Source organism: Salirhabdus sp. Marseille-P4669, assembly GCF_900240405.1.
Classification (GTDB): Bacteria; Bacillota; Bacilli; order Bacillales; family Alkalibacillaceae; genus OEQK01.
This window is the reverse complement of record NZ_OEQK01000002.1, coordinates 285,430-305,839: the sequence shown is the minus strand read 5'-3', so window position 1 is coordinate 305,839 and position 20,410 is coordinate 285,430. Positions and strand designations below refer to the sequence as shown.

Below are 20,410 nucleotides of genomic sequence, written 5' to 3'. Positions count from 1 at the left end.
CGTTTTCGGCTTTATTAAATTACTATTTTATACCTAATGTAAATGCTCTCCAGGTGGAATCAGCTGTTCAGTAGACCTTTTTAAATAAAAGTAAATGGCTCTGTATTGGCTTCAGAAATGATAATTTCAACCTCTAATCCCTGTTCTAAACATTTTTTATCTAAATAGTCTTTTACTCCTCGCTTCATTACCTTTTCTACATGATGTCCAGGATCAATAACATTTAAACCAATGCCAAGTGCATCATGTGCAGTATGGAAATATAGATCTCCAGTAATAAGTACATCACAGCCACTTCTTTTTACTTTATGAATGTATTTATTACCGTTTCCTCCTATGACCCCCACTTTTTTAATCTCTTTATTCAAATCCCCTACTACACGTAAGGATGGTACATCTAACGCTTTTTTTACATGTTCTGCAAATTGTTTCAACGTAGCAGGATTTTTCAAAGTAGCTACTCTTCCCAGCCCATATGATTGCCCTTTTAATTCAACAGGATAAAGGTCATACGCTACTTCTTCGTAGGGATGGGCCTTCTCCATCGCTTTTAAAACTATGGACAGCTTACTTTTTGGTACGATGGTTTCCATTCGGACTTCCTTTACTTTTTCCAACTCTCCTTGACTCCCGATATACGGATTGGTTCCTTCCATTGGTTTAAATGTTCCAATCCCAGGAGTTTGAAAGGTGCAATGACTGTAGTTCCCGATATGTCCTGCTCCATTTTCCCCTAGCGCATTACGTACTTGCTCTTCATGGGATTCTGGAACAAATACAACTAGCTTAAATAATGGCTCATTGCCAAGCTCCATTACAGCGCCATCACTCTCTAACCCTAGCGCTTCAATGAGCATGTCATTTACCCCGCCATTAGCAAGGTCTAAATTTGTATGGGCAGCGTAAACCGTAATATCGTGTTGAATCAGCTTTTTAATTATTCTCCCTTTTTCCTGATTGGTATCTATTTGGCTAAGCGACTTATATAAAAATGGATGATGGGCAATGATTAAATTTACTTGTTTCTCTATCGCTTCATCAATTACATTTTCTAACACATCTAGTGTGACCATAATTTTTCGAACAGGTCGATTAAGGGTTCCTACCTGAAGTCCAACATTATCCCCTTCCATCGCTAACGTTTTCGGTGCCCATTCCTCAAAAACCCGAATAACCTGCTGACCAGTTACGGTTTTAGACATTAACCTAATTCCTCCTTTAACCAATGTATTTCCTTTTCAAACTGCATAATTTTTTTTCCATTCGGCTCATTTGCTTGCTTCATCTGTTCTAAGATGTTTTGCTTCTTATGTAGAACTTGTGACCATTTGGTGTAAAATGGCTGATTTTTATTTTTTAAAATAAGGGGACCTAAATAATATTCTTTTTCCGACAAATGTAATTCTCGTTCTGTTTTTTCTGCTATTACTATTTCATAATGATAACCGTCTTCCTCCATAATACATTCATCTACTAAATAGTACCCATTTTGATAAAACCATTTCCGAACGTTCCGCGCATTAATATTAGGTTGAGCAATAATCCGACTTACACGTTGTAATTTATCTTTTCCATTATCTAAAATGGTCGTAATCAAGGAACCACCCATTCCAGCAATCACGATTTGCTCTACTTCTGCAGGACTTAATATAGATAGACCATCACCTAATCGGACTTCTATTCGGTCTGCCAGATTCCATTTTCTGACTTGTTCTACTGCAGATTGATAGGGACCTACATTAAGCTCACCAGCAATCGCTCGAGCCGTTTCATTTTGCTTGCAAACATAAACAGGCAAATACGCATGATCGGAACCAATATCTGCAAAATACGCATCACTTGGTAAATAATTCGCTATCTTTTTTAAACGTTTTGATATGGTTAATTCAGTCATTCGTGAAGTTCCTCACCTTTTCTTGTTCTATTAAAACTATCTTATAACGAAAAAGAAAAGCTTTCAAATGATGAAAGCTTTTCTTCAAGATAAATTTGTTTTATTTTTTCTCTGCTAGCCATTCAGCAAGGATTGTTACTTGCTCGCCTTGAACAATTCCTGGAGGCATAATTCCTTGACCGTTATTAATAACCCCTTCGATATCAGCTTGAGATAATCTAGAGCCAACATCATTCAAAGCAGGTGCAGAACCTGTTCCGGCTAGGTCAGCACCGTGACACATGGAACAGTTATTTTGGAAAATTTCTTCTGGATCTGTAGAAACTGTTTCACCGCTACCTTCTTCAGCAGCTCCTTCTTCATTTCCACCTTTTACTTCATCCATTTGGTTCACGCCCACAGAGGCTAAAATAATCATTGCTAGAATACCTAAAACACCAATAATAGCATAAGGCACAACTGGATTTCTTTTCATTTTGTTTTCCTCCTTATGTAATCCCCTAGTCACGCTTGTTCCTTTTAAGTATACACAAACTATTCATATTTTACTTGAAAATTCACTTATAGAAAAGGGAAAACACGATAAAAAATGATGAATTAACGAAATAGACACAATTTCTACTTGAAATGTCCTTCTCTTATTCATTTATAGTAGTGTAGTTCCGTATTAACACTAGGGAAGTAAAAATTTATAAAAACCTATTTGCAAATAACAATGAAATTAAGTAAAATATCAATAAGCAAATGAAACCGTTGTCATGAATATTAGCTCATTATGTAAGGAAATGCCACAGCCGTTAAACCAAAGGAATAACGACTGGGCACCATAACTTATTTTATTCTAAAAAGTCTTTTAAACGTTTGCTACGACTTGGATGTCTTAATTTACGCAACGCTTTCGCTTCAATTTGTCGTATACGTTCACGAGTTACACCGAAGACTTTACCCACTTCTTCTAATGTCCGTGTACGGCCATCATCCAATCCGAAACGAAGTCGTAAAACATTTTCCTCACGATCTGTAAGTGTATCTAAAACATCCTCTAACTGCTCTTTTAAAAGTTCATATGCAGCATGATCAGAAGGTGAGGTTGCCTCTTGGTCTTCAATAAAGTCTCCTAAATGAGAATCATCTTCCTCACCAATAGGTGTTTCTAAAGAAACTGGCTCCTGTGCAATTTTTAAAATTTCTCGCACTTTATCTGGAGATAAATCCATTTCTTGACCAATTTCTTCAGGTGTTGGTTCTCTACCGAAGTCTTGTAATAATTGACGCTGCACACGAATCAATTTATTAATGGTTTCTACCATATGAACTGGTATCCGTATTGTACGAGCCTGATCTGCTATCGCACGGGTAATCGCTTGGCGAATCCACCATGTCGCATAAGTACTAAATTTAAATCCTTTACGATAATCAAACTTTTCTACCGCTTTGATTAATCCCATATTACCTTCCTGGATTAAATCAAGGAACAGCATACCGCGGCCAACGTAACGTTTTGCTATACTTACTACTAAGCGTAAGTTTGCTTCTGCTAGTCGACGCTTTGCCATTTCGTCACCTTGCTCAATTCTTTCAGCAAGTTCAATTTCTTCTTCAGCAGATAATAAATCGACTCGACCAATTTCTTTTAAATACATACGTACAGGATCGTTTATTTTTACTCCTGGAGGTACACTTAAGTCATTTAAGTCGAACTCTTCTTCTTTTGAAATTTCATTCATTTTTGGATCTGAATCATTATCACCAATTACGTCTATTCCTTTTTCACTCAAATATTCATAAAACTCATCCATTTGATCAGAGTCTAATTCAAAAGGTGATAATTTGTCTGCGATTTCTTCATCGGCAAGCGTGCCTGCCTTTTTCCCTATTTCAACCAATTGTTCTTTAACTTGTTCTACTGTTAGTTCTGTTTCTTCTGCTTTTGAACGTGATGGTTTTTCTGCCATAGGGTACCCCTCCTTCCAAACTTCCATTCAGTTGAGCTTCCATTCCTTCTTAATGTTAAGAATTTTCATTGCGATTTGAGCAGCTAAGATTGGATTATTTTGTTTTTCTGCCTCTTTCTGCTCTTTTTCTAAAACTTGAAGTTCATTTTTTTTCGTATGCTCCTGTTTTACTGCGTTGATGTAATCAATGATTTCTTGATCGGATACATCATCAGGAATTGCAATCATAGCTATATTTGCTATAATATTCTTCAAATCTGATTCAGGTAAATATTCGATAAATCGGCTAATATCAGGCTCATGTCCCTCTTCGTAATAAGCATATAAATAGGTTACGATTACTTGATGCTCTGTAATCAAAAAGGAGCCACCTATTTCATCCTGAACTCGTTCTGCGATATTTCTATTTTTTATCATTAACGCTATCAATCGACGTTCCGCATTTTGGAATGCAGGATACACTTTCTCAACCATAGGATTATGTCTAATGTTAGTATGTCTTGGTGTTTCTTGATTATCCTTCTGTTTATCGAACTTCCGTCGTCTAATATCAATTTCCTGATGTAGAGTGTCCATCGAAATGTGAAAATTCATTTCCAACTCTTTTAAATAATGATCTCGCTCAAATGGTTTAGGTAATTTAGCTATTTCATCTAGCGCCTTTTCCACATACTGCATTTGATCACTTTCAACTTGAAGATTGTAATCCTTTTTTAAATAATCCAGATAAAAACTCATATACGTTACACTTGCATCAATAACATGGTTTTTAAAGCTCTCATTTCCATATTCTTTAATGTAATCGTCTGGGTCCATACCTTGTTTTAGTTTTGCAATCTTCACATAACAACCCACATTTTGTAATATCTTAGCAGCCTTATTGGTTGCCTCAATCCCAGCTCGGTCTGCATCATAACAGATGATCACCGTATCTACATATCTTCTCATTAATCTTGCTTGTGACTCCGTTAATGATGTACCGAGGGTAGCAACCCCATTCTTTATACCTGCTTGATATGCAGAGATAACATCTAAATATCCTTCAAAAAGAATAGCTTCACCTTGTTTGCGAATATGATTTCGTGCTAAATCAAAGTTAAAAAATATTTTACCTTTATGAAAAATTTCAGTTTCTGGGCTATTTAAATATTTTGGTTCTCCTTGATTAAGTATTCTTCCTCCAAAAGCCACCGTCTTTCCTTGGTGATTTCGAATTGGAAAAATGACACGACCACGAAACCTATCCTTATAAATGTGGTCTTTCTGGTGAGATAATAAACCTGCTTTCACCATAGTTTGTGGATGAAACCCTTTTTTCTCTAAAAAAGAAGCTGTAAAATTTTCAACATCAGGAGCATAGCCTAATTGGAATGCATCCATAATCTCATCGGTTATACCCCTATCTTTCAAGTATTGATAACCAACGCTTCCTTCTTTTGTATGCTTTATTAAATGATGATATAATTTTGCTAACCATTCATTAGCATCTAATATTGCTTGAGCTTCTTCACTTAGAGATTGCTGCTTACTCGTAGCCATCCCTTGGGGTAAAGCTATACCTGACTTATCCGCTAATATACGGATGGCTTCATAAAAAGGGACACCTTCTACTTCCATAATGAACGTAATAACATTTCCACCTTTTCCACAACCAAAACATCTAAAAATCTGTTTGTCAGGCGAAACTGAAAAAGATGGAGATTTTTCATTATGAAAAGGACATAAACCTAAATAGTTTCGCCCTTGCTTCTTAAGTTGAACATAATCACTTATTACTTCAACAATATTACTATCAGCTCTTAATTCATCGATGAATTTTTCTGAAGCGTGTTCGGGCATTTTTCATCACCATGTCTTTTAATTCTAGAAAACAATTTAAATCCCTTCAAAAATCGACAAGTTTTTTCTGGATGTCGAAGAGTTTTTTATGGACTATGTGAAACCTAGTAATATGTATAAAAGTTTATTCATTTTACATCATTACACCATATTGTATTTCGACATAGAAAAAATGATTCCTGCCATATTCTCTTTTTAATTATTAATTATTTTATTCGAGTAAAAGGATTTCTAAACATATTTACTTTTTTTCACAAGAAATTATTATAATACAGTTTATGGGAAAATGCTATTATTTTGAACTACATATTTGGGAAAAAACAAAAAACTTGAAGTATTTTATTACTCCAAGTTCTTCCTATTATTATTTAAATAAACTTTGGATGACGTTTGCTGTTTCCTCCACAGCCTTATTGGAAACATCTATAACGGTACAGCCTAATCGTTCCACTAGTTTATTGAAATAATCTAATTCCGTCTTAATACGATCCAGCTTTGCATAGGAGGCTTGTTCATTTAACCCTAGTGCAATCAGTCTCTCTTTCCGAATATGGTTTAATGTTTCTGGATCAATCGTTAATGCTACACATTTTTTCCGGTCTACTTTAAAAAGCTCTTCCGGTGGTTCCACTTCCGGAACAATCGGAACATTCGCCACCTTATATTTTTTATTTGCTAAAAATTGAGATAGTGGTGTTTTCGATGTTCTGGACACACCTATTAAAACAATGTCCGCACGAATAATTCCTCTGGGGTCTCTTCCGTCATCATACTTTACAGCAAACTCAATCGCTTCAATTCGTTTAAAATAATTCTCGTCTAATTTATGGACGATGCCCGGTTCAAGTATTGGGACTTTGCCGAAATGTTCTGTCATACCATCAATTAAAGGGCCCATTATATCAATGGCTATAATATTAGCCTCTTCTGTCTTTGCTTTTATGTATTGTCTTAAATGCTCTTTAACTATCGTGTAAGCAATCATGGCATTGTTTTCTTTTGCTAACTCTATTACTTCCATTATGGTTCCTTCATCATCTACGTAAGGGATGCGCTGTAACTTATAGCCTCCATTATTAAATTGGATGAGTGCAGCTTTGACAACTAACTCAGCTGTTTCCCCTATCGAATCTGACACTACATAAACATTTGGTTTTTGCATGCTAGTTCCCCCATTCAAGTATTGCTAAAAATTACTAAAAATGGTCCTCACTCACTAATTCAACTAAAACTCTCGTCATATTTGTTTTCGTTATTCTACCCGTGACCTCCCAACCATTGGCTGTTTTATTCACAACCGGAAGGGCATCAATTTGTTTGTCGATTAATAATTGAGCCGCTTCAATTAAGGAATCTTCCTTTTCACAAACCGTTATGTTGGGCATTCTCGTCATAATGATATGTACTGGCAACTCGGATAAATCTTGCTTTCCAAGACTTGCTCTTAATAAATCCTTTCTAGATAAAACCCCACTTAATATCGATTTATTGTTAACTACAAACAGAGTCCCTACATCTTCCAAAAACATCGTTGTAATTGCATCATAAACGGAAACATTGTCTTTTACAACTACTGGTACCGATTGATAATCTTTTACTTTAATATTTTTGATTGTCTCCGATAATAATTCATTTCCGGACTTTCCCGTATAAAAATACCCAACACGTGGACGAGCATCTAAAAAACCAGACATCGTCAAAATAGCTAAATCCGGTCTTAATGTTGCACGTGTTAAGTTTAATTTATCTGCTATGTTCTCCCCTGTTATGGGGCCATTGTTTTTTACAATTTCGATAATTTGTTCTTGTCGAGGCGTAAGCTCCACATGATCACCAACCTCTAAATCTCAATTATGATATACAATTTACAAATATTATAGCCTATTTAGACAAGAACGTACAGTGAGGAGTTTGAATAGACGTAATGCCAGGCAATTGTGAATTCCGAAAGAGGAAACACTTCGCCTGGCACTATATAAACTATAGCTTATCTTAATAAATCTAATTGCTGTAAGAACTTTCGTGATTTCAAGTAAAATCCACCATACTGATCGTAATATTCATTTAACATCAATCTAAGCTTTTTACGATTTTCTTCTTTGATGGAAATGTTGCCGATACGATCAATATCCGCGTACCGAATCACTCGCAACACTTGAAATAGTTTTTCATTTAAAGGGGTTGCACTCGGATCCATGTGATGACAATCCGAACAAAGAAAACCTCCCTCACCTACGGAAAAGTGGGTTATATGTTGTTCCTTCCCACAATGGACGCATCCTCTAAGTTCGGGTGCAAAACCTCCTTTATGAAAAATTTTCAACTCATAAATCATCGTTATAATCTCCGATTCATCGTCTACACTTAATCTCTCCATCGTATGTAAAAACTGCTCCCACAAATAAACATCGGGCTCATTTTGTTCCAGAACTTTATCAGTAAGTTCCGCTATGTATGCAGCATATGCTGTCTTTACAATATCCTCACGAATGCTTCGCATAGAATCGATTATTTCACCTTGTTGTAAACTCCCAAGATTTTTACTCGGCTGTATTAAAAAGGAACCATAAACGAATGGCTGCGTAATGGCAGCCATTCTACTTCTAGGCTTTTTGGCTCCTCTTGCAACTAAACCAATTTTACCTCTTTCTTTCGTAAACAAAGATATAATTTTGTGTGTCTCACTATAATCATTTGTTCGTAAAATAATTCCTTCTACTTTTTCAATCACTACGGTCACCTTGTTCCTAACGTTTTTAAGCACTTTTTATAGATTTGTATCTATTTCCATTTTATCATTTTCTACGTTAGATTCATTAGAATTGTAATGCTCTTCTTCTAACTCCTTCATTAGTAAATAGGTTTCAATATTACCAGTTTGACTGAATACTTTCCATGTAAGATCAATCATGAAGAAACCCACCTTTCTGCTTAATAAACGCTTTTTTTGTTTACAAGGTTATTTATAGGTTCACCAAGACAAGATAGTTCATGAGTTTAAAATTTTTCCATGTCGCTCTTTGTATAACTTAACAATGATCCTTGATATAGTTTATTCTTAATAATCCTCTTCGTTAAAACCATATTCTTGTAATTGAGACATACGGTTTCGCCAGTCTTTTTGCACTTTCACCCAAAGTTCAAGGAAAATTTTTGATCCTAAAAGTGCCTCAATATCTTTACGGGCAAGGCTACCGATTTCTTTTAGCATTTTTCCTTGCTTTCCGATAATAATTCCTTTTTGTGTTGGTCTTTCCGTTATGATTGTTGCTTGTACATAAACCGCTTTTCTTTGCTCTCTTTCCTCAATCACATCGATTACTACTGCAACCGAATGTGGAATTTCCTCACGTGTTAAATGAAGCACCTTTTCACGAATTAACTCACTTATAATAAACCGTTCTGGATGATCGGTAATTTGGTCTTCGGGATAATATTGTGGTCCCTCCGGTAAATAATTTGTTAAGACATCTATTAAATGCTCCACATTATTCCCTTCTAATGCAGAAATCGGAACAATTTCTTGAAAGTCCATTTTTTCACGATATTGATCAATAAGAGTCAATAGCTTATCTGGATGTACCTTATCAATTTTATTAATCACCAAAAAAACAGGATTTCGTATCGATTGTAATTTGTCGATAATATATTGGTCTCCAGCGCCATAACCTTCTTCAGCATTTACCATAAATAGAATTGCATCTACTTCATTTAATGTATGTTCTGCTGTTTTTACCATGAAATCTCCAAGCCTATGCTTTGGCTTGTGTATTCCTGGTGTATCAATAAAAATGATTTGGGCATCTTTTTTTGTCATAACACCTTGAATTTTATTTCTTGTCGTTTGTGGTTTGTCACTCATGATGGCAATCTTTTGTCCTAGCACTTTATTCATGAAAGTAGATTTCCCTACATTGGGTCTACCTACAATTGATATAAAGCCTGATTTGTATTGTTGCTGATTATTCATTCGTTGTTTCCTCCAGAGGTATCTTTTGCTTGAATATCCTTATTTTACACTATTCTTATTTGAATTTCATACAATCGACAAAAACTCTATATATTAGTAGCATTCGTCCTATTTTTTATACCATTCGACAAAATTTAAAAATAAACGCCTCATTACCGAAAGCTTAAAGCAAAAAAACACACGAATGATATAAGAATCAAAAGTGTGTTTTCAATACAATTATTATTTTAGGTACAAAGATAATGAATCCAATAATAGCAGAGCAGATTGCTGCTATTAGTACACTGCCGGCAGCTATATCCTTCACCTTTCCAGCTACAGGATGAACATTAGGAAATAAGTGATCGATTAGCAATTCTAAGGCAGAGTTTAACATTTCAGCCATTAATACAAGAGCAATACAAAGAATAATAATGCCCCATTCCAATTTACTCAACTCAAGAAAAAAACCAACAATAATAACGAGAATTTTAAATGCGACATGAATTCTAAAATTACGTTCTGTTCGGAAAGTGAGAAAAATTCCATTTAACGCATATCTAAGTCCGATCCCTTTTTTACTATCTTTGAAGTCCGAACTCATTTAAAATTTCCTCTTGTTTCGTAAACATCACTTTTTCATCTTCCGGAGTCATATGATCATAACCTAATAAATGCAAAAGGCCATGGACAGAAAGGAAACCTAGCTCTCTCTCAAAGGAATGACCATATTCCTCTGCTTGCTCCTTTATTTTATCAACCGATATAATAACATCTCCTAAGACAATTGGTAATTGTTCTCCTACAATAGCTAGCTCCTCTTCTCCTTCTTCTTGCATAGCAAAAGATATAACATCAGTAGGAGCATCCTTTTGACGGTAATCCCGATTCATAATTTGTATTTGTTCATTATTGACAAATGTCACGGACATTTCCGCAGTTTCATCTATCTCTTCTGTTTCAGCTGCATACTGAAGTAATTTCTCAACTAATTGCATCTGTTCGTTTGTAATTTTATTGGTGTCGTCTCGGAAATCTATTTCCATTATTCTCACTCCTCATTTGAGCTATCATTCGTTGTATTTGGATATTCTATACGGGAATGGAAGATGCCTTTTAACATCTCACAAATAGCTGTTTGCATATCATGAACATCTTGAAAGGTTAAAGGTGATTCATCAAATTGTCCATCGGTTAGTTTATCATTAACAATTGATTTCACTGTTTCCTCAATTTTTTCCATTGACGGTTGATGCATGGAACGAACAGCTGCTTCAACCGAATCACATACACAAACGATTGCAGCTTCCTTCGTTTGTGGCTTCGGCCCTGGATATCGATATGCCGCTTCTTGTATATCCGGATTTTTCTCTTTCGCTTTAAAATAAAAATATTTTAATAAGGTCGTTCCATGATGTTGTTCGGCTATATCAATGATTTCCTTTGGCATTTTTTCCTGTTTTAATAAATAGGCACCATCATAAGGATGATTGATAATAATTTCTGCGCTTTTTTCCGGTGGTAGCAGGTCATGTGGGTTTTTCTTTCCCATTTGATTTTCAATAAAATATTGAGGATTAACCGATTTCCCAATATCATGATAATAGGCTGCGACTCTTGCTAATAACCCATTTGCTCCAACCGCCTCACATGCAGCTTCACTTAAGTTAGCAACCATAACACTATGGTGATAGGTACCCGGTGTTTCTACTAAAATTTTACGTAACAACGGATGATTCGGATTGGCCAATGCTAACAATTTAGATTCAGTTAAAATATTTAATCCTGCCTCAAAGAATGGCAATAAACCGATTGTCAACACGATTGAAAGGAAAGCAGAACAGAGGCCAAGTCCAGACCATTTGAGCAATTGTGTGACATCAAGTTGTTCAAAGGAAAGCAGGACAAATATCAATATTGTAAAAATGTTGGTGATGAATATCCCTAAACCAACCCGTATGATTTCAACTCTATCCTTTACATTTTTAAGAAAATAAATTCCTGCTAGTTGGGAAAACAATAAGTATAGACCCGCTTCAATATTCAGGAAGCCTGACATTTCGAAATTAAATAGGATTGTTCCCATAATGGCATACATAACAGCCATTACAATAGCAAATCGTTCATTGATCAAAAGTTTGATAAGCATAACTCCAGCTGCAGTTGGAACAGCTAAATACAGCTGAAATTCATGGGTATCAAAGTAGCTAAAAACCTTCATTATTGAAATAATACCGATACTTAAAATCAATAAGGTAATGTACGTATTTCTATCTAATTTGTTTTGTTTTAGCCATTCATAAAACATAAAAAAGGACAAGATGGATGAAAGTATGAGCAATCCAATTAAAGGGACATAGCTACCTTGGTTTTTTAAAACGCCAGCTAAGGCCAAATCATCATAAATTTCACTTGTGATGATTTCTCCTTCCTCTACTAGTATATCTCCTGCCTTTATAACAACTGGATCGACGTTATTTGCTGCTTCCTTTTGTGCTTCAGTTGTCTTTTTGGCATCTGGAAATGCATTATCTACAACAGCAAAGCTAGCTAGACCTCTTAAAGCGTTTTGCAGATCTCCAGTAAACTTTGAATACAAGATTTCACGATTTAGTTGCATTCGCTTTTGCTCTAAGTTATCACTACGTACCCCTTCATTTAATACGCCTTTTACTTGTTCTACAAGAAATTCCTTTGCACTCTGTCGTTCGTTATCTGGTGTATTTAATATGGTTCGGAGTACTTCTGTGCTAACATTATTAATAATCTCTTCCGATAATAATTGTTCGTAATTTTGTAACCGTTCTGTTTCCGTAATGGTACTTTTTGTATCCTTTGCTGATGCTTCATCACTTAAAATCTTTGTTGCTGCATCAAAAATTTCATTGATGTATTCAATTCTCTCTTCTGTAATATTACTAGAAACCGTATACTGTTCCTCGACAGCTTGAATAGCTTGCTGTATTTTGGCGTCTGTGGATTTTTGATCTGTAACTGTAATAGGAGAATATATTGTTTCCTTCGCCTCTGTAAATTTTTCAATTTCATACGTGTCTGGTTGTACATTTGAACTTCCCATTACGAAAAAGAACATACCAATTATGCCAACACTAATAAGCATCATCCAAAAGCTAGATTTTCTCTTAAATAAATCGTTCTTTGGCATTTTCAATTTTTTCACCATTTCTCCTAATCCCCTAATTTTACCTTTTTATATAGAAATAAGACCCGGGTGATATGGGTCTTACTTTGCATCCTCTTCGTATGCATCTATTATCTTTTGTACTAAAGGATGTCGTACTACATCCGATTGCTTTAAATAAACAAACTCAATGCCTTTTATTTTACGTAATCGACCTTCTGCAACATAAAGACCTGATTTTACACCTTTTGGTAAATCAATTTGGGTGATATCGCCATTAATCACCATTTTAGACCCAAATCCCAATCTAGTTAAAAACATCTTCATTTGTTCTGGTGTCGTGTTTTGTGCTTCATCTAAAATAACAAAAGCATCATCCAGTGTTCTCCCACGCATATATGCTAAAGGTGCAACTTCAATTGTACCTCTCTCCATTAAGCGCGCAGTATGCTCTGTGCCCATTACATCATGTAATGCATCATATAATGGTCTAAGATAAGGATCTACTTTTTCCTTTAAATCACCCGGTAAAAAGCCTAGACTCTCACCTGCTTCTACTGCAGGTCTTGTTAATATAATCCGTTTAATGCTTCCTGCTCGTAAAGCTTGTACTGCCATAACAACAGCTAGATAGGTTTTACCTGTTCCTGCAGGCCCCACACCAAACACTAAATCATTTGTTTTAATTGCTGTAATATACGCTCTTTGTCCTAACGTTTTAACACGAATCGATTTACCTTTCGCGTTTTTTGTTAGCTCATCTTCAAATAATGCTTCAAATTGTTCCATTTTACCAGATTTGGCTAATTCAATGCCGTATATAACATCTCTTTCCGAAATGGTCATACCTTTTCGGATAACTTTTAACAAAGCATGCAAAACCTCTTCTACAATTTTTACGTAAGAATCGCTACCAGATACTTGAACCGATTGTCCTCTAGTGACAATGGTAACCGGTAAAAATTCTTCTATTTGCTTTAAATTCCGATCTTCTGTTCCAAATAGTGCTAAAGCTTCATTTGCATTATCAAGCTGAATGTCTATTTCTTGCATATTTTAATCTCCTTGATTTATAGGTTGAGCTACTGCTATGTTCTCTTTAACAATAAAATACAAATTCAATTTTACTTTATCATTCTCTTTTGATTGTTGCAAAATTTTCACGTCTATTATTTCTGAGTCAAAACCAATATGTTTCTTTAGTTCTCTTTTCGCTTGTTCAATTCCTTCTTGAACAGCTTCTTTTTCTGTTCTTTCTCCTTTGATCCTTTCACTTTCGTGTATCGTTTTCTTTTCAATCGTAAACGGTAATTTAAAATTCAAGAAATAGAGTGGTTTTTCCTCCACCTCTTCATACTTATTTTCATAATCAGGCTCAAAGATATCCCAAATAGGTACCTTTACCTTTCCAAACTTCATTTTATATTGTTGATCTTTATCCCCTGTTAACGTATCATGCTTGTACTTTAATGGGACAATGGTTTCCGTTGTATACCACGTTTCTGCGAATACTTTTCCTTTAGCATGTACTTGCTGCTGATTAACATTCTCGTTCTTATTATTATCTTTATCTTCTTCCTCATTCTCTGTCTGTCCAATGATACCAGAAACAAGTATGTCGCCCTTGTTTACATGTTGGTTCACTTTCACCATTGGTTGTCCAGATTCAACATACATTTGAGTAATTTCCCCTTCTTTACTAGCTATTAAATGTTGTGGCTTTTGATTGTCGTCTAAGTGCACCAACGATTTTTCGACCCCATGAACAATATAAGTTGTCCCTTTTTCTTCTATACCAATCCACATAACATCCTTTAATTCGTTTGTTATATTACGCTCCATATCATCTATATTACGGAGTGAAAATTTAAAGATTCCTTCCTTCAATCCATAATGATCTAACCTTTGTTGAATTTTGTATTCTGTTTCAGGAGTTACCCCAACAATTTTAACTTGCATAACGATATTAGATAATAAGAAGATAAAAAATAGACACAACGCTACACCAATTACTAATGGTTTTCTAAACTTCAAGTGAGCCAAAAGAAATGGTAATCCATGCTTGGCTTTGAAGGTCAGCTTATAACCCAAACGCCGCCTAATCTTTTTCACTTTTGATACATGTTTCAAATGTAGTTTTAGCTCCATTTTTTTTTCATTTATCCTTTTAACATCCCATATTGGAATATCAGCCTCTATGCATCTATTTAAAAAGTTTTCTGGTCGATCGCCTTCCACATAAACCGTTATGTAGCCCTTCCAAAAGAGCCCCTGTTTAAATTTCATCCTTAACGCCTCCCCCTTTTAATCTATATATTGAACATCGAAAATTTTCCCTTCTACAATGATTTCTTCCTTCAGCATCGTCTTTAGCACAAAATTTTCTCCCTTTATTTTGATGAAACCATTATGCATTTTTAACACTATTTCTTTCTCAGTAAATGTTATGAGGCCTTGGTGATTTTCTATATATGCATGTATTTGTCCAATCATCGTGATTCGAGGTAGTTCGAGTATGACATCTTCTGGGAGATTAAATTGTTTTCCTACCCATTGTTTCATTTGTCTACGCCACTTGTTGATCATTCTAAACGGCCCCCTTCTCGAATTATATGTATGAAAAAAGCACGAAATGTATCACTACATTCCGTGCTTCCTAAAATTTATTTTATTTTTTCCTTATAATGATAAGCATATGGCTTGTGGGCTCTTGGAGTACCTAAAACTTCGCTCATAATTAAGCTTTCTACAATTCTTTTTTGTGTCAATTGTTCCTTTACGGAAATGGACTGTCCACCTAATGTATGGGTTTTGCTCTTTCTTTGAAGAAGCGAACTGGGAGTTTTTACATCCCTTCCTTTCGTAATATCGAAAGAAGCTAAAGTATCCAGTTGGATGGAATCCTCAATAGACGAACGATCCACATGCTTCTCCTCTACTCTAACCACTGGCTCCACCTTCGGCTCTTTCTGTGTAGGCTTAGGCTCATGATACGTGCGGCCAGAAGGTGTTGGAGTTGGTTTGGGAGTCATCATTTTTTTGGGACGTTGTATCGGCTTTCCTTTCGGGTGTTCCTCTTCTTTGTTACGAGAGAACATACTTACAATACCGAAAAATATCGCCGCAATAATGGCAAGTAAATCCAATTCAGCACCCCCTCATTTAGTGCTCATACTTAACGTTTATTGATTAGACTCGTCATCTTCTGTTTTACTTAAGCGACCAATCATATTACGCATGTCTGTGTCAGCCATAATGTTCTTTAAATTTTGATAATCCATTACTCCCATATTTCCAGAGCGTAACGCTTCTGCCATTGCAAGCGGTACTTCTGCTTCCGCTTCCACTACTCGTGCACGCATTTCTTGTACTCGGGCAACCATTTCTTGTTCTTGCGCAACAGCCATCGCGCGGCGCTCTTCTGCTTTTGCTTGGGCAATATTTTTGTCTGCCTCTGCTTGGTCCGTTTGAAGTTCTGCACCAATGTTCTTACCAATATCAATATCAGCAATATCAATAGATAGAATTTCAAATGCAGTACCAGCATCTAAGCCTTTAGATAACACTGTTTGTGAAATTAAGTCTGGATTTTCTAAAACTTTTTTATGGTCTTGAGAGCTACCAATTGTGGAAACAATCCCTTCCCCAACACGGGCGATAATTGTCTCTTCACCAGCACCCCCAACGAGTCGATCGATATTAGCACGAACTGTAATACGTGCTTTCGCTTTTACCTCAATACCGTCAATTGCAACACCAGAAATAAATGGTGTTTCAATAACCTTAGGATTAACACTCATTTGAACGGCTTCAAGTACATCACGACCAGCTAAGTCAATTGCAGCACAGCGCTCAAAACTTAACTCAATGTTTGCTCTTTGAGCAGCAACTAAAGCATTTACTACTCGGTCAACATTACCACCTGCTAAATAGTGACTCTCCAATTGGTTTGTATTAACATCCACACCTGCTTTATGTGCTTTAATCAATGGATTAATTACCATACGCGGTACAACGCGACGTAAACGCATCCCAATTAGTGAGAAAATGCTAATTTTTACCCCAGCTGCGATAGCGCTAATCCATAGTGCTACTGGAATAAATGTAAACAATACAACAACTAAAAGAATAATGATACCTATAATTATAAAAGGTAATAACTCAGCTAATTCCATTTCCATCTCTTTTTCCTCCTAAATATTATTAACTACTCCTCTTCTCGAACAACAATTCGAGAACCTTCTACCTTAATAATCTTAACATTTTTCCCTTGATTTATATAACCACCTTCAGAAACAACATCTAATCTTTCTTGTTCAAACAATGCGGAGCCTGCAGGTCGTAAGGGGGTTAAGGTTCTACCTGTAAGACCAATTAACTCTAGTCGGTTTACTGTGGATACATAGCCCATCTCGGTTGTCGTGGCATCCTTAAGGATAATATTTCGAAAGACGCCTTTATCCAGGCCTATCCTTCTAAATAAGATAACGGATGCAACAATGGAAACTATAATTGCAATAGCCACACTCATCATCATATTGCTAATATCGCCACCAGCAAGGATAAGGGAAACAATAACAGATAATGCACCTACAATTCCCAAAATGCCTCCTGGTACAAAAAACTCTAAAACAATACAAACAATTCCGATAATAAGTAAGATAATAGATTCCATTCCAGCGAGTCCTGCTATTAAGTGACCATAGAAAAACAGTATTAGAGAAAGTAATCCCATGATACCTGGTATTCCAAATCCGGGCGAATACAATTCTACAATAAAGCCTAAGCTAGCTACCGAAAGTAAGATGGGTACAACTACGGGGTCCGTAATAAACCGTGCTATTCTTTCTGCAAAAGTTAATTCGATCTCTTCTACTTTTGCTTCACTTAAACGTAATTTACTAAGTAACTCCGTGCGATCTTCTGCTAAGCCTTCTGCATAGCCTACTTCTAACGCTTCTGTAGCACGAAGAGTCAGGAACTCTCCTTTTGGAGCACGATATTCTGGTAAATCTATCTCCGCATTGGCCATTGCCTCTGCATAGATGGGATCTCTACCATTCGCCTCCGCAGCCGCAGTCATGGATGAAATCCAGGCAGATTGTGCTTTCTTATCTGCTGCGGTACCATCTGAGTTAATTACTCCTGAAGCGCCCATGCGTGAGGTTGGTGTCATATAAATTTGATCGGCACTTAAAGCGATATAAGAACCGGCTGAATAGGCTTCACTTAATACAAAGGCTGTGTTCGGTATTTCTAAATTTATTAATAGCTGTGCTATGTCATCTGCTGCAGCAACCGTACCGCCTGGTGTATCAATTTCAAAAATGATATGGTCAACACCATTTTCATAGGCTTGTTCTATACTACGTTCTAAAAATGCATGCAATCCTTGTTCAATATTGTCTTCGATGGGTACTACATAAACCAAATCTCCTTCTCCGTTTTCAGCATGAGATGTAAACATTGGGAATAGGAATAGAAATAGTGCTGATATAGTAAAAAATCGAAGCCATCGAATTTCTCGTAACACGTACCCCCTACCTCCTTTCTCTAAGTGGCTTTCTATGTATACGTTTATCGTATCATACAGGTTTCAAATTAATTTTACAAAATTCGTTTCATTATTTCACCTAATAAGAGGTCTGTCATTTTCTACTGGCTTGTTGGCTGAACTCCAATGAATGAGAATCCCTTCTATATGAGAGGCTTTATGGGTAGAAATATAAAAAAGGCTGCCAGATTAGGCAACCTTTTTTATAAAACAAAAGTTTAGAGCCGTTTAGGACTTCTCGTAACTTTTATCTTCTTTTATTTTGACAAGTTTTCCATAACGAGTTTATTTACTTTACCACCGTCAGCTTTACCTTTCACTTTCGGCATAAGAGCACCCATTACTTTACCCATGTCACTTTTCGATTCAGCACCGGTCTTTTGAATGACTTCCTTGACCAATTTTTCTAATTCATCATCAGATAACTGCTCAGGCATATATTTTTGTAACACAATTATTTCTTGTTCAATTTTCTCAACAAGGTCTTCACGGCCGGCATCCTTAAATTCTTGGAGGGATTCATTTCTTTGCTTAAACTCGCGCGATAAAATAGATAGTTCTTCATCTTCTGTTAACTGAGGCTTTCCCAGTTTTATCGCTTCGTTTTGAATAGAAGCTTTCACCATACGAATAACACTAAGTGTCATTTTGTCTTTACTTTTCATTGCTTCTTTCATGTCTTGATTTAATTTCTCAAGCAAAGTCACTATTAATTACACCCACTTCTTACTTTTTACGCTTTCTAGCAGCCTCTGATTTCTTCTTTCTCTTTACGCTTGGCTTTTCATAGTATTCACGTTTACGGTACTCTGATAAAGTTCCGCTTTTAGAAACTGAACGCTTAAAGCGACGAAGAGCATCTTCAAGTGACTCATTTTTTCGTACACGAGTTGATGACATGTTTCTTTCCCTCCCTCCAAATGCACAACATAAAAATATAAAAAGATATATACTACTTAAGTACACATCTTAACATATTATATATAAACATTCTATTATGGTCAACTTCATTCTTCAACCGAAAAAAATATTATTCATGGATTCTATACCTTGTCCATACAATGTATAGAGGTGAATATTTCTATGGAAAGTATTATTACTGCTTTTATTGTATACATTGCTATCTTTTTATTTGGTTTAATTTTACTCAAGACGGGAATCCAGCAGCTCTCCATAAACAAAATGAAAAATTGGCTAATGCAGCATACAAAAAATCCACTAGAGGGATTTTTAATCGGCATTGTGATTACAGCCATTCTACAAAGCAGTTCTACTACTATTGTGTTAACGGTTAGTTTAACAGCTGCTGGGCTATTATCCTTTCAAAATACAATTGCGATTATATTAGGGGCAAATGTTGGTACAACGGTAACAGCAGAAATCATGTCCTTTTCGAGTGAATGGTTAATGTGGGGCTGTTTATTTTCTGGTTTCATTTTACTATTCATACATAAACAAGCCATTTTTTCGTTAGGATGTATTTTGTTTGGCCTTGGTACTATTTTTACAGCCTTATACGGGTTTGAAAGCCTCGTTGATCCAATCCAAAAAACACCTTATTTAGAGGAAGCTATTACAAATATTAGCGAAAGCAGTGGCTATAGTCTATTATTTGGCACAATTGTTACAGGGATTATCCAATCCTCTAGTGCTTTTACAGGACTTATTATGAGTTTTATGAATGAATATTTAATAACACTTCCCGCTGCCATTATTATGATTCTTGGTGCAAATATCGGGACATGCTTTACGGCTATTTTAGCTTCATTTGGTAGTACGAAGGAAGCTAAATGGACAGCATATGCGCATGTTTGGATTAACGTTATTGGTGTTGTCCTATTTCTACCTATCATCAGCTGGTTTAGTGACTTTGTAATTCAACTAACCCCAATCCCAGGTCGACAGTTAGCTCATGCATCCGTTATTTTTAACTTACTTGTTAGTTTGTTATTCCTACCATTTATAAAGCCTTTTGCAGTCTTTGTTCGGTGGACGAGTCGAAGGGTATAGGACATGCTATTTATCCTCGTACATTCTATCTGTCCAGTGATCAATTGTTCCCGGTTTTGAAATGATT

At 35.9% G+C, this 20,410-nt stretch carries 22 protein-coding genes; 1 reads left to right on the top strand and 21 read right to left on the bottom strand.

Going from position 1 to position 20,410, the window contains the following annotated elements; translation table 11 throughout:
- Positions 1 to 80: 80 nt before the first annotated feature.
- The 21 genes from C1A05_RS04525 to rpsU all read right to left on the bottom strand — a co-directional run bounded on the left by C1A05_RS04525 (position 81) and on the right by rpsU (position 19,233).
- Positions 81 to 1,202: a Nif3-like dinuclear metal center hexameric protein gene (locus tag C1A05_RS04525; protein WP_102027002.1), complete on the bottom strand. Its 1,122-nt coding sequence runs from the start codon at positions 1,200 to 1,202 to the stop codon at positions 81 to 83.
- A complete protein-coding gene (locus C1A05_RS04520; protein WP_102027001.1) occupies positions 1,202 to 1,894 on the bottom strand; it encodes a tRNA (adenine(22)-N(1))-methyltransferase in 693 nt (230 codons plus the stop codon). The genes C1A05_RS04525 and C1A05_RS04520 overlap by 1 nt, the downstream gene beginning before the upstream one ends.
- Before the next feature lie 100 nt (positions 1,895 to 1,994).
- Complete coding sequence (gene cccA, locus C1A05_RS04515) at positions 1,995 to 2,369, bottom strand: cytochrome c550 (RefSeq protein WP_102027000.1); 375 nt, start codon at positions 2,367 to 2,369, stop codon at positions 1,995 to 1,997.
- 361 nt (positions 2,370 to 2,730) lie between these two features.
- Positions 2,731 to 3,849 carry an RNA polymerase sigma factor RpoD gene (rpoD, locus tag C1A05_RS04510; protein WP_102026999.1) on the bottom strand — a complete coding sequence of 373 codons (1,119 nt, stop codon included), beginning with the start codon at positions 3,847 to 3,849 and terminating at the stop codon, positions 2,731 to 2,733.
- Between the two features lie 27 nt (positions 3,850 to 3,876).
- A complete protein-coding gene (gene dnaG / locus C1A05_RS04505; protein WP_102026998.1) occupies positions 3,877 to 5,688 on the bottom strand; it encodes a DNA primase in 1,812 nt (603 codons plus the stop codon).
- A 364-nt stretch (positions 5,689 to 6,052) separates the two neighbouring features.
- A complete protein-coding gene (locus C1A05_RS04500; protein WP_102026997.1) occupies positions 6,053 to 6,850 on the bottom strand; it encodes a pyruvate, water dikinase regulatory protein in 798 nt (265 codons plus the stop codon).
- A gap of 34 nt (positions 6,851 to 6,884) precedes the next feature.
- Positions 6,885 to 7,514 carry a helix-turn-helix transcriptional regulator gene (locus tag C1A05_RS04495; RefSeq protein WP_102026996.1) on the bottom strand — a complete coding sequence of 210 codons (630 nt, stop codon included), beginning with the start codon at positions 7,512 to 7,514 and terminating at the stop codon, positions 6,885 to 6,887.
- Between the two features lie 161 nt (positions 7,515 to 7,675).
- On the bottom strand, positions 7,676 to 8,419 hold the full coding sequence (recO, locus tag C1A05_RS04490) for a DNA repair protein RecO (protein ID WP_102026995.1): 744 nt from the start codon (positions 8,417 to 8,419) through the stop codon (positions 7,676 to 7,678).
- 36 nt (positions 8,420 to 8,455) lie between these two features.
- Complete coding sequence (locus tag C1A05_RS04485) at positions 8,456 to 8,599, bottom strand: YqzL family protein (protein ID WP_102026994.1); 144 nt, start codon at positions 8,597 to 8,599, stop codon at positions 8,456 to 8,458.
- 147 nt (positions 8,600 to 8,746) lie between these two features.
- Complete coding sequence (gene era / locus C1A05_RS04480; protein ID WP_102026993.1) at positions 8,747 to 9,658, bottom strand: GTPase Era; 912 nt, start codon at positions 9,656 to 9,658, stop codon at positions 8,747 to 8,749.
- Between the two features lie 196 nt (positions 9,659 to 9,854).
- A complete protein-coding gene (locus tag C1A05_RS04475) occupies positions 9,855 to 10,241 on the bottom strand; it encodes a diacylglycerol kinase family protein (RefSeq protein ID WP_102026992.1) in 387 nt (128 codons plus the stop codon).
- A complete protein-coding gene (gene ybeY / locus C1A05_RS04470) occupies positions 10,219 to 10,683 on the bottom strand; it encodes an rRNA maturation RNase YbeY (RefSeq protein WP_102026991.1) in 465 nt (154 codons plus the stop codon). Before ybeY ends, C1A05_RS04475 begins: the two co-directional genes overlap by 23 nt.
- Before the next feature lie 5 nt (positions 10,684 to 10,688).
- Positions 10,689 to 12,821 carry an HD family phosphohydrolase gene (locus C1A05_RS04465; protein WP_102026990.1) on the bottom strand — a complete coding sequence of 711 codons (2,133 nt, stop codon included), beginning with the start codon at positions 12,819 to 12,821 and terminating at the stop codon, positions 10,689 to 10,691.
- A 60-nt stretch (positions 12,822 to 12,881) separates the two neighbouring features.
- On the bottom strand, positions 12,882 to 13,832 hold the full coding sequence (locus C1A05_RS04460; protein WP_102026989.1) for a PhoH family protein: 951 nt from the start codon (positions 13,830 to 13,832) through the stop codon (positions 12,882 to 12,884).
- A 3-nt stretch (positions 13,833 to 13,835) separates the two neighbouring features.
- Entirely contained in the window at positions 13,836 to 15,065 is a 1,230-nt protein-coding gene (gene yqfD / locus C1A05_RS04455) for a sporulation protein YqfD (protein WP_102026988.1), read from the bottom strand.
- An 18-nt stretch (positions 15,066 to 15,083) separates the two neighbouring features.
- Positions 15,084 to 15,365: a sporulation protein YqfC gene (gene yqfC / locus C1A05_RS04450; protein WP_102026987.1), complete on the bottom strand. Its 282-nt coding sequence runs from the start codon at positions 15,363 to 15,365 to the stop codon at positions 15,084 to 15,086.
- 77 nt (positions 15,366 to 15,442) lie between these two features.
- Positions 15,443 to 15,925, bottom strand: a complete 483-nt coding sequence (locus C1A05_RS04445) for a hypothetical protein (RefSeq protein WP_102026986.1) — start codon at positions 15,923 to 15,925, stop codon at positions 15,443 to 15,445.
- Between the two features lie 36 nt (positions 15,926 to 15,961).
- Positions 15,962 to 16,954 carry a flotillin-like protein FloA gene (gene floA / locus C1A05_RS04440; protein ID WP_102027361.1) on the bottom strand — a complete coding sequence of 331 codons (993 nt, stop codon included), beginning with the start codon at positions 16,952 to 16,954 and terminating at the stop codon, positions 15,962 to 15,964.
- Between the two features lie 32 nt (positions 16,955 to 16,986).
- The gene (locus C1A05_RS04435) at positions 16,987 to 18,312 is read right to left on the bottom strand and encodes an NfeD family protein (protein WP_373419461.1); all 1,326 of its coding nucleotides are present in this window, start codon (positions 18,310 to 18,312) and stop codon (positions 16,987 to 16,989) included.
- Between the two features lie 278 nt (positions 18,313 to 18,590).
- Complete coding sequence (locus C1A05_RS04430; protein ID WP_102026985.1) at positions 18,591 to 19,040, bottom strand: GatB/YqeY domain-containing protein; 450 nt, start codon at positions 19,038 to 19,040, stop codon at positions 18,591 to 18,593.
- Between the two features lie 19 nt (positions 19,041 to 19,059).
- Positions 19,060 to 19,233, bottom strand: a complete 174-nt coding sequence (gene rpsU, locus C1A05_RS04425; protein WP_102026984.1) for a 30S ribosomal protein S21 — start codon at positions 19,231 to 19,233, stop codon at positions 19,060 to 19,062.
- Positions 19,234 to 19,416: 183 nt separating this feature from the next.
- Between rpsU and C1A05_RS04420 the strand changes: the two genes are divergently transcribed.
- On the top strand, positions 19,417 to 20,343 hold the full coding sequence (locus C1A05_RS04420) for a Na/Pi symporter (RefSeq protein WP_102026983.1): 927 nt from the start codon (positions 19,417 to 19,419) through the stop codon (positions 20,341 to 20,343).
- Positions 20,344 to 20,410 lie beyond the last annotated feature (67 nt).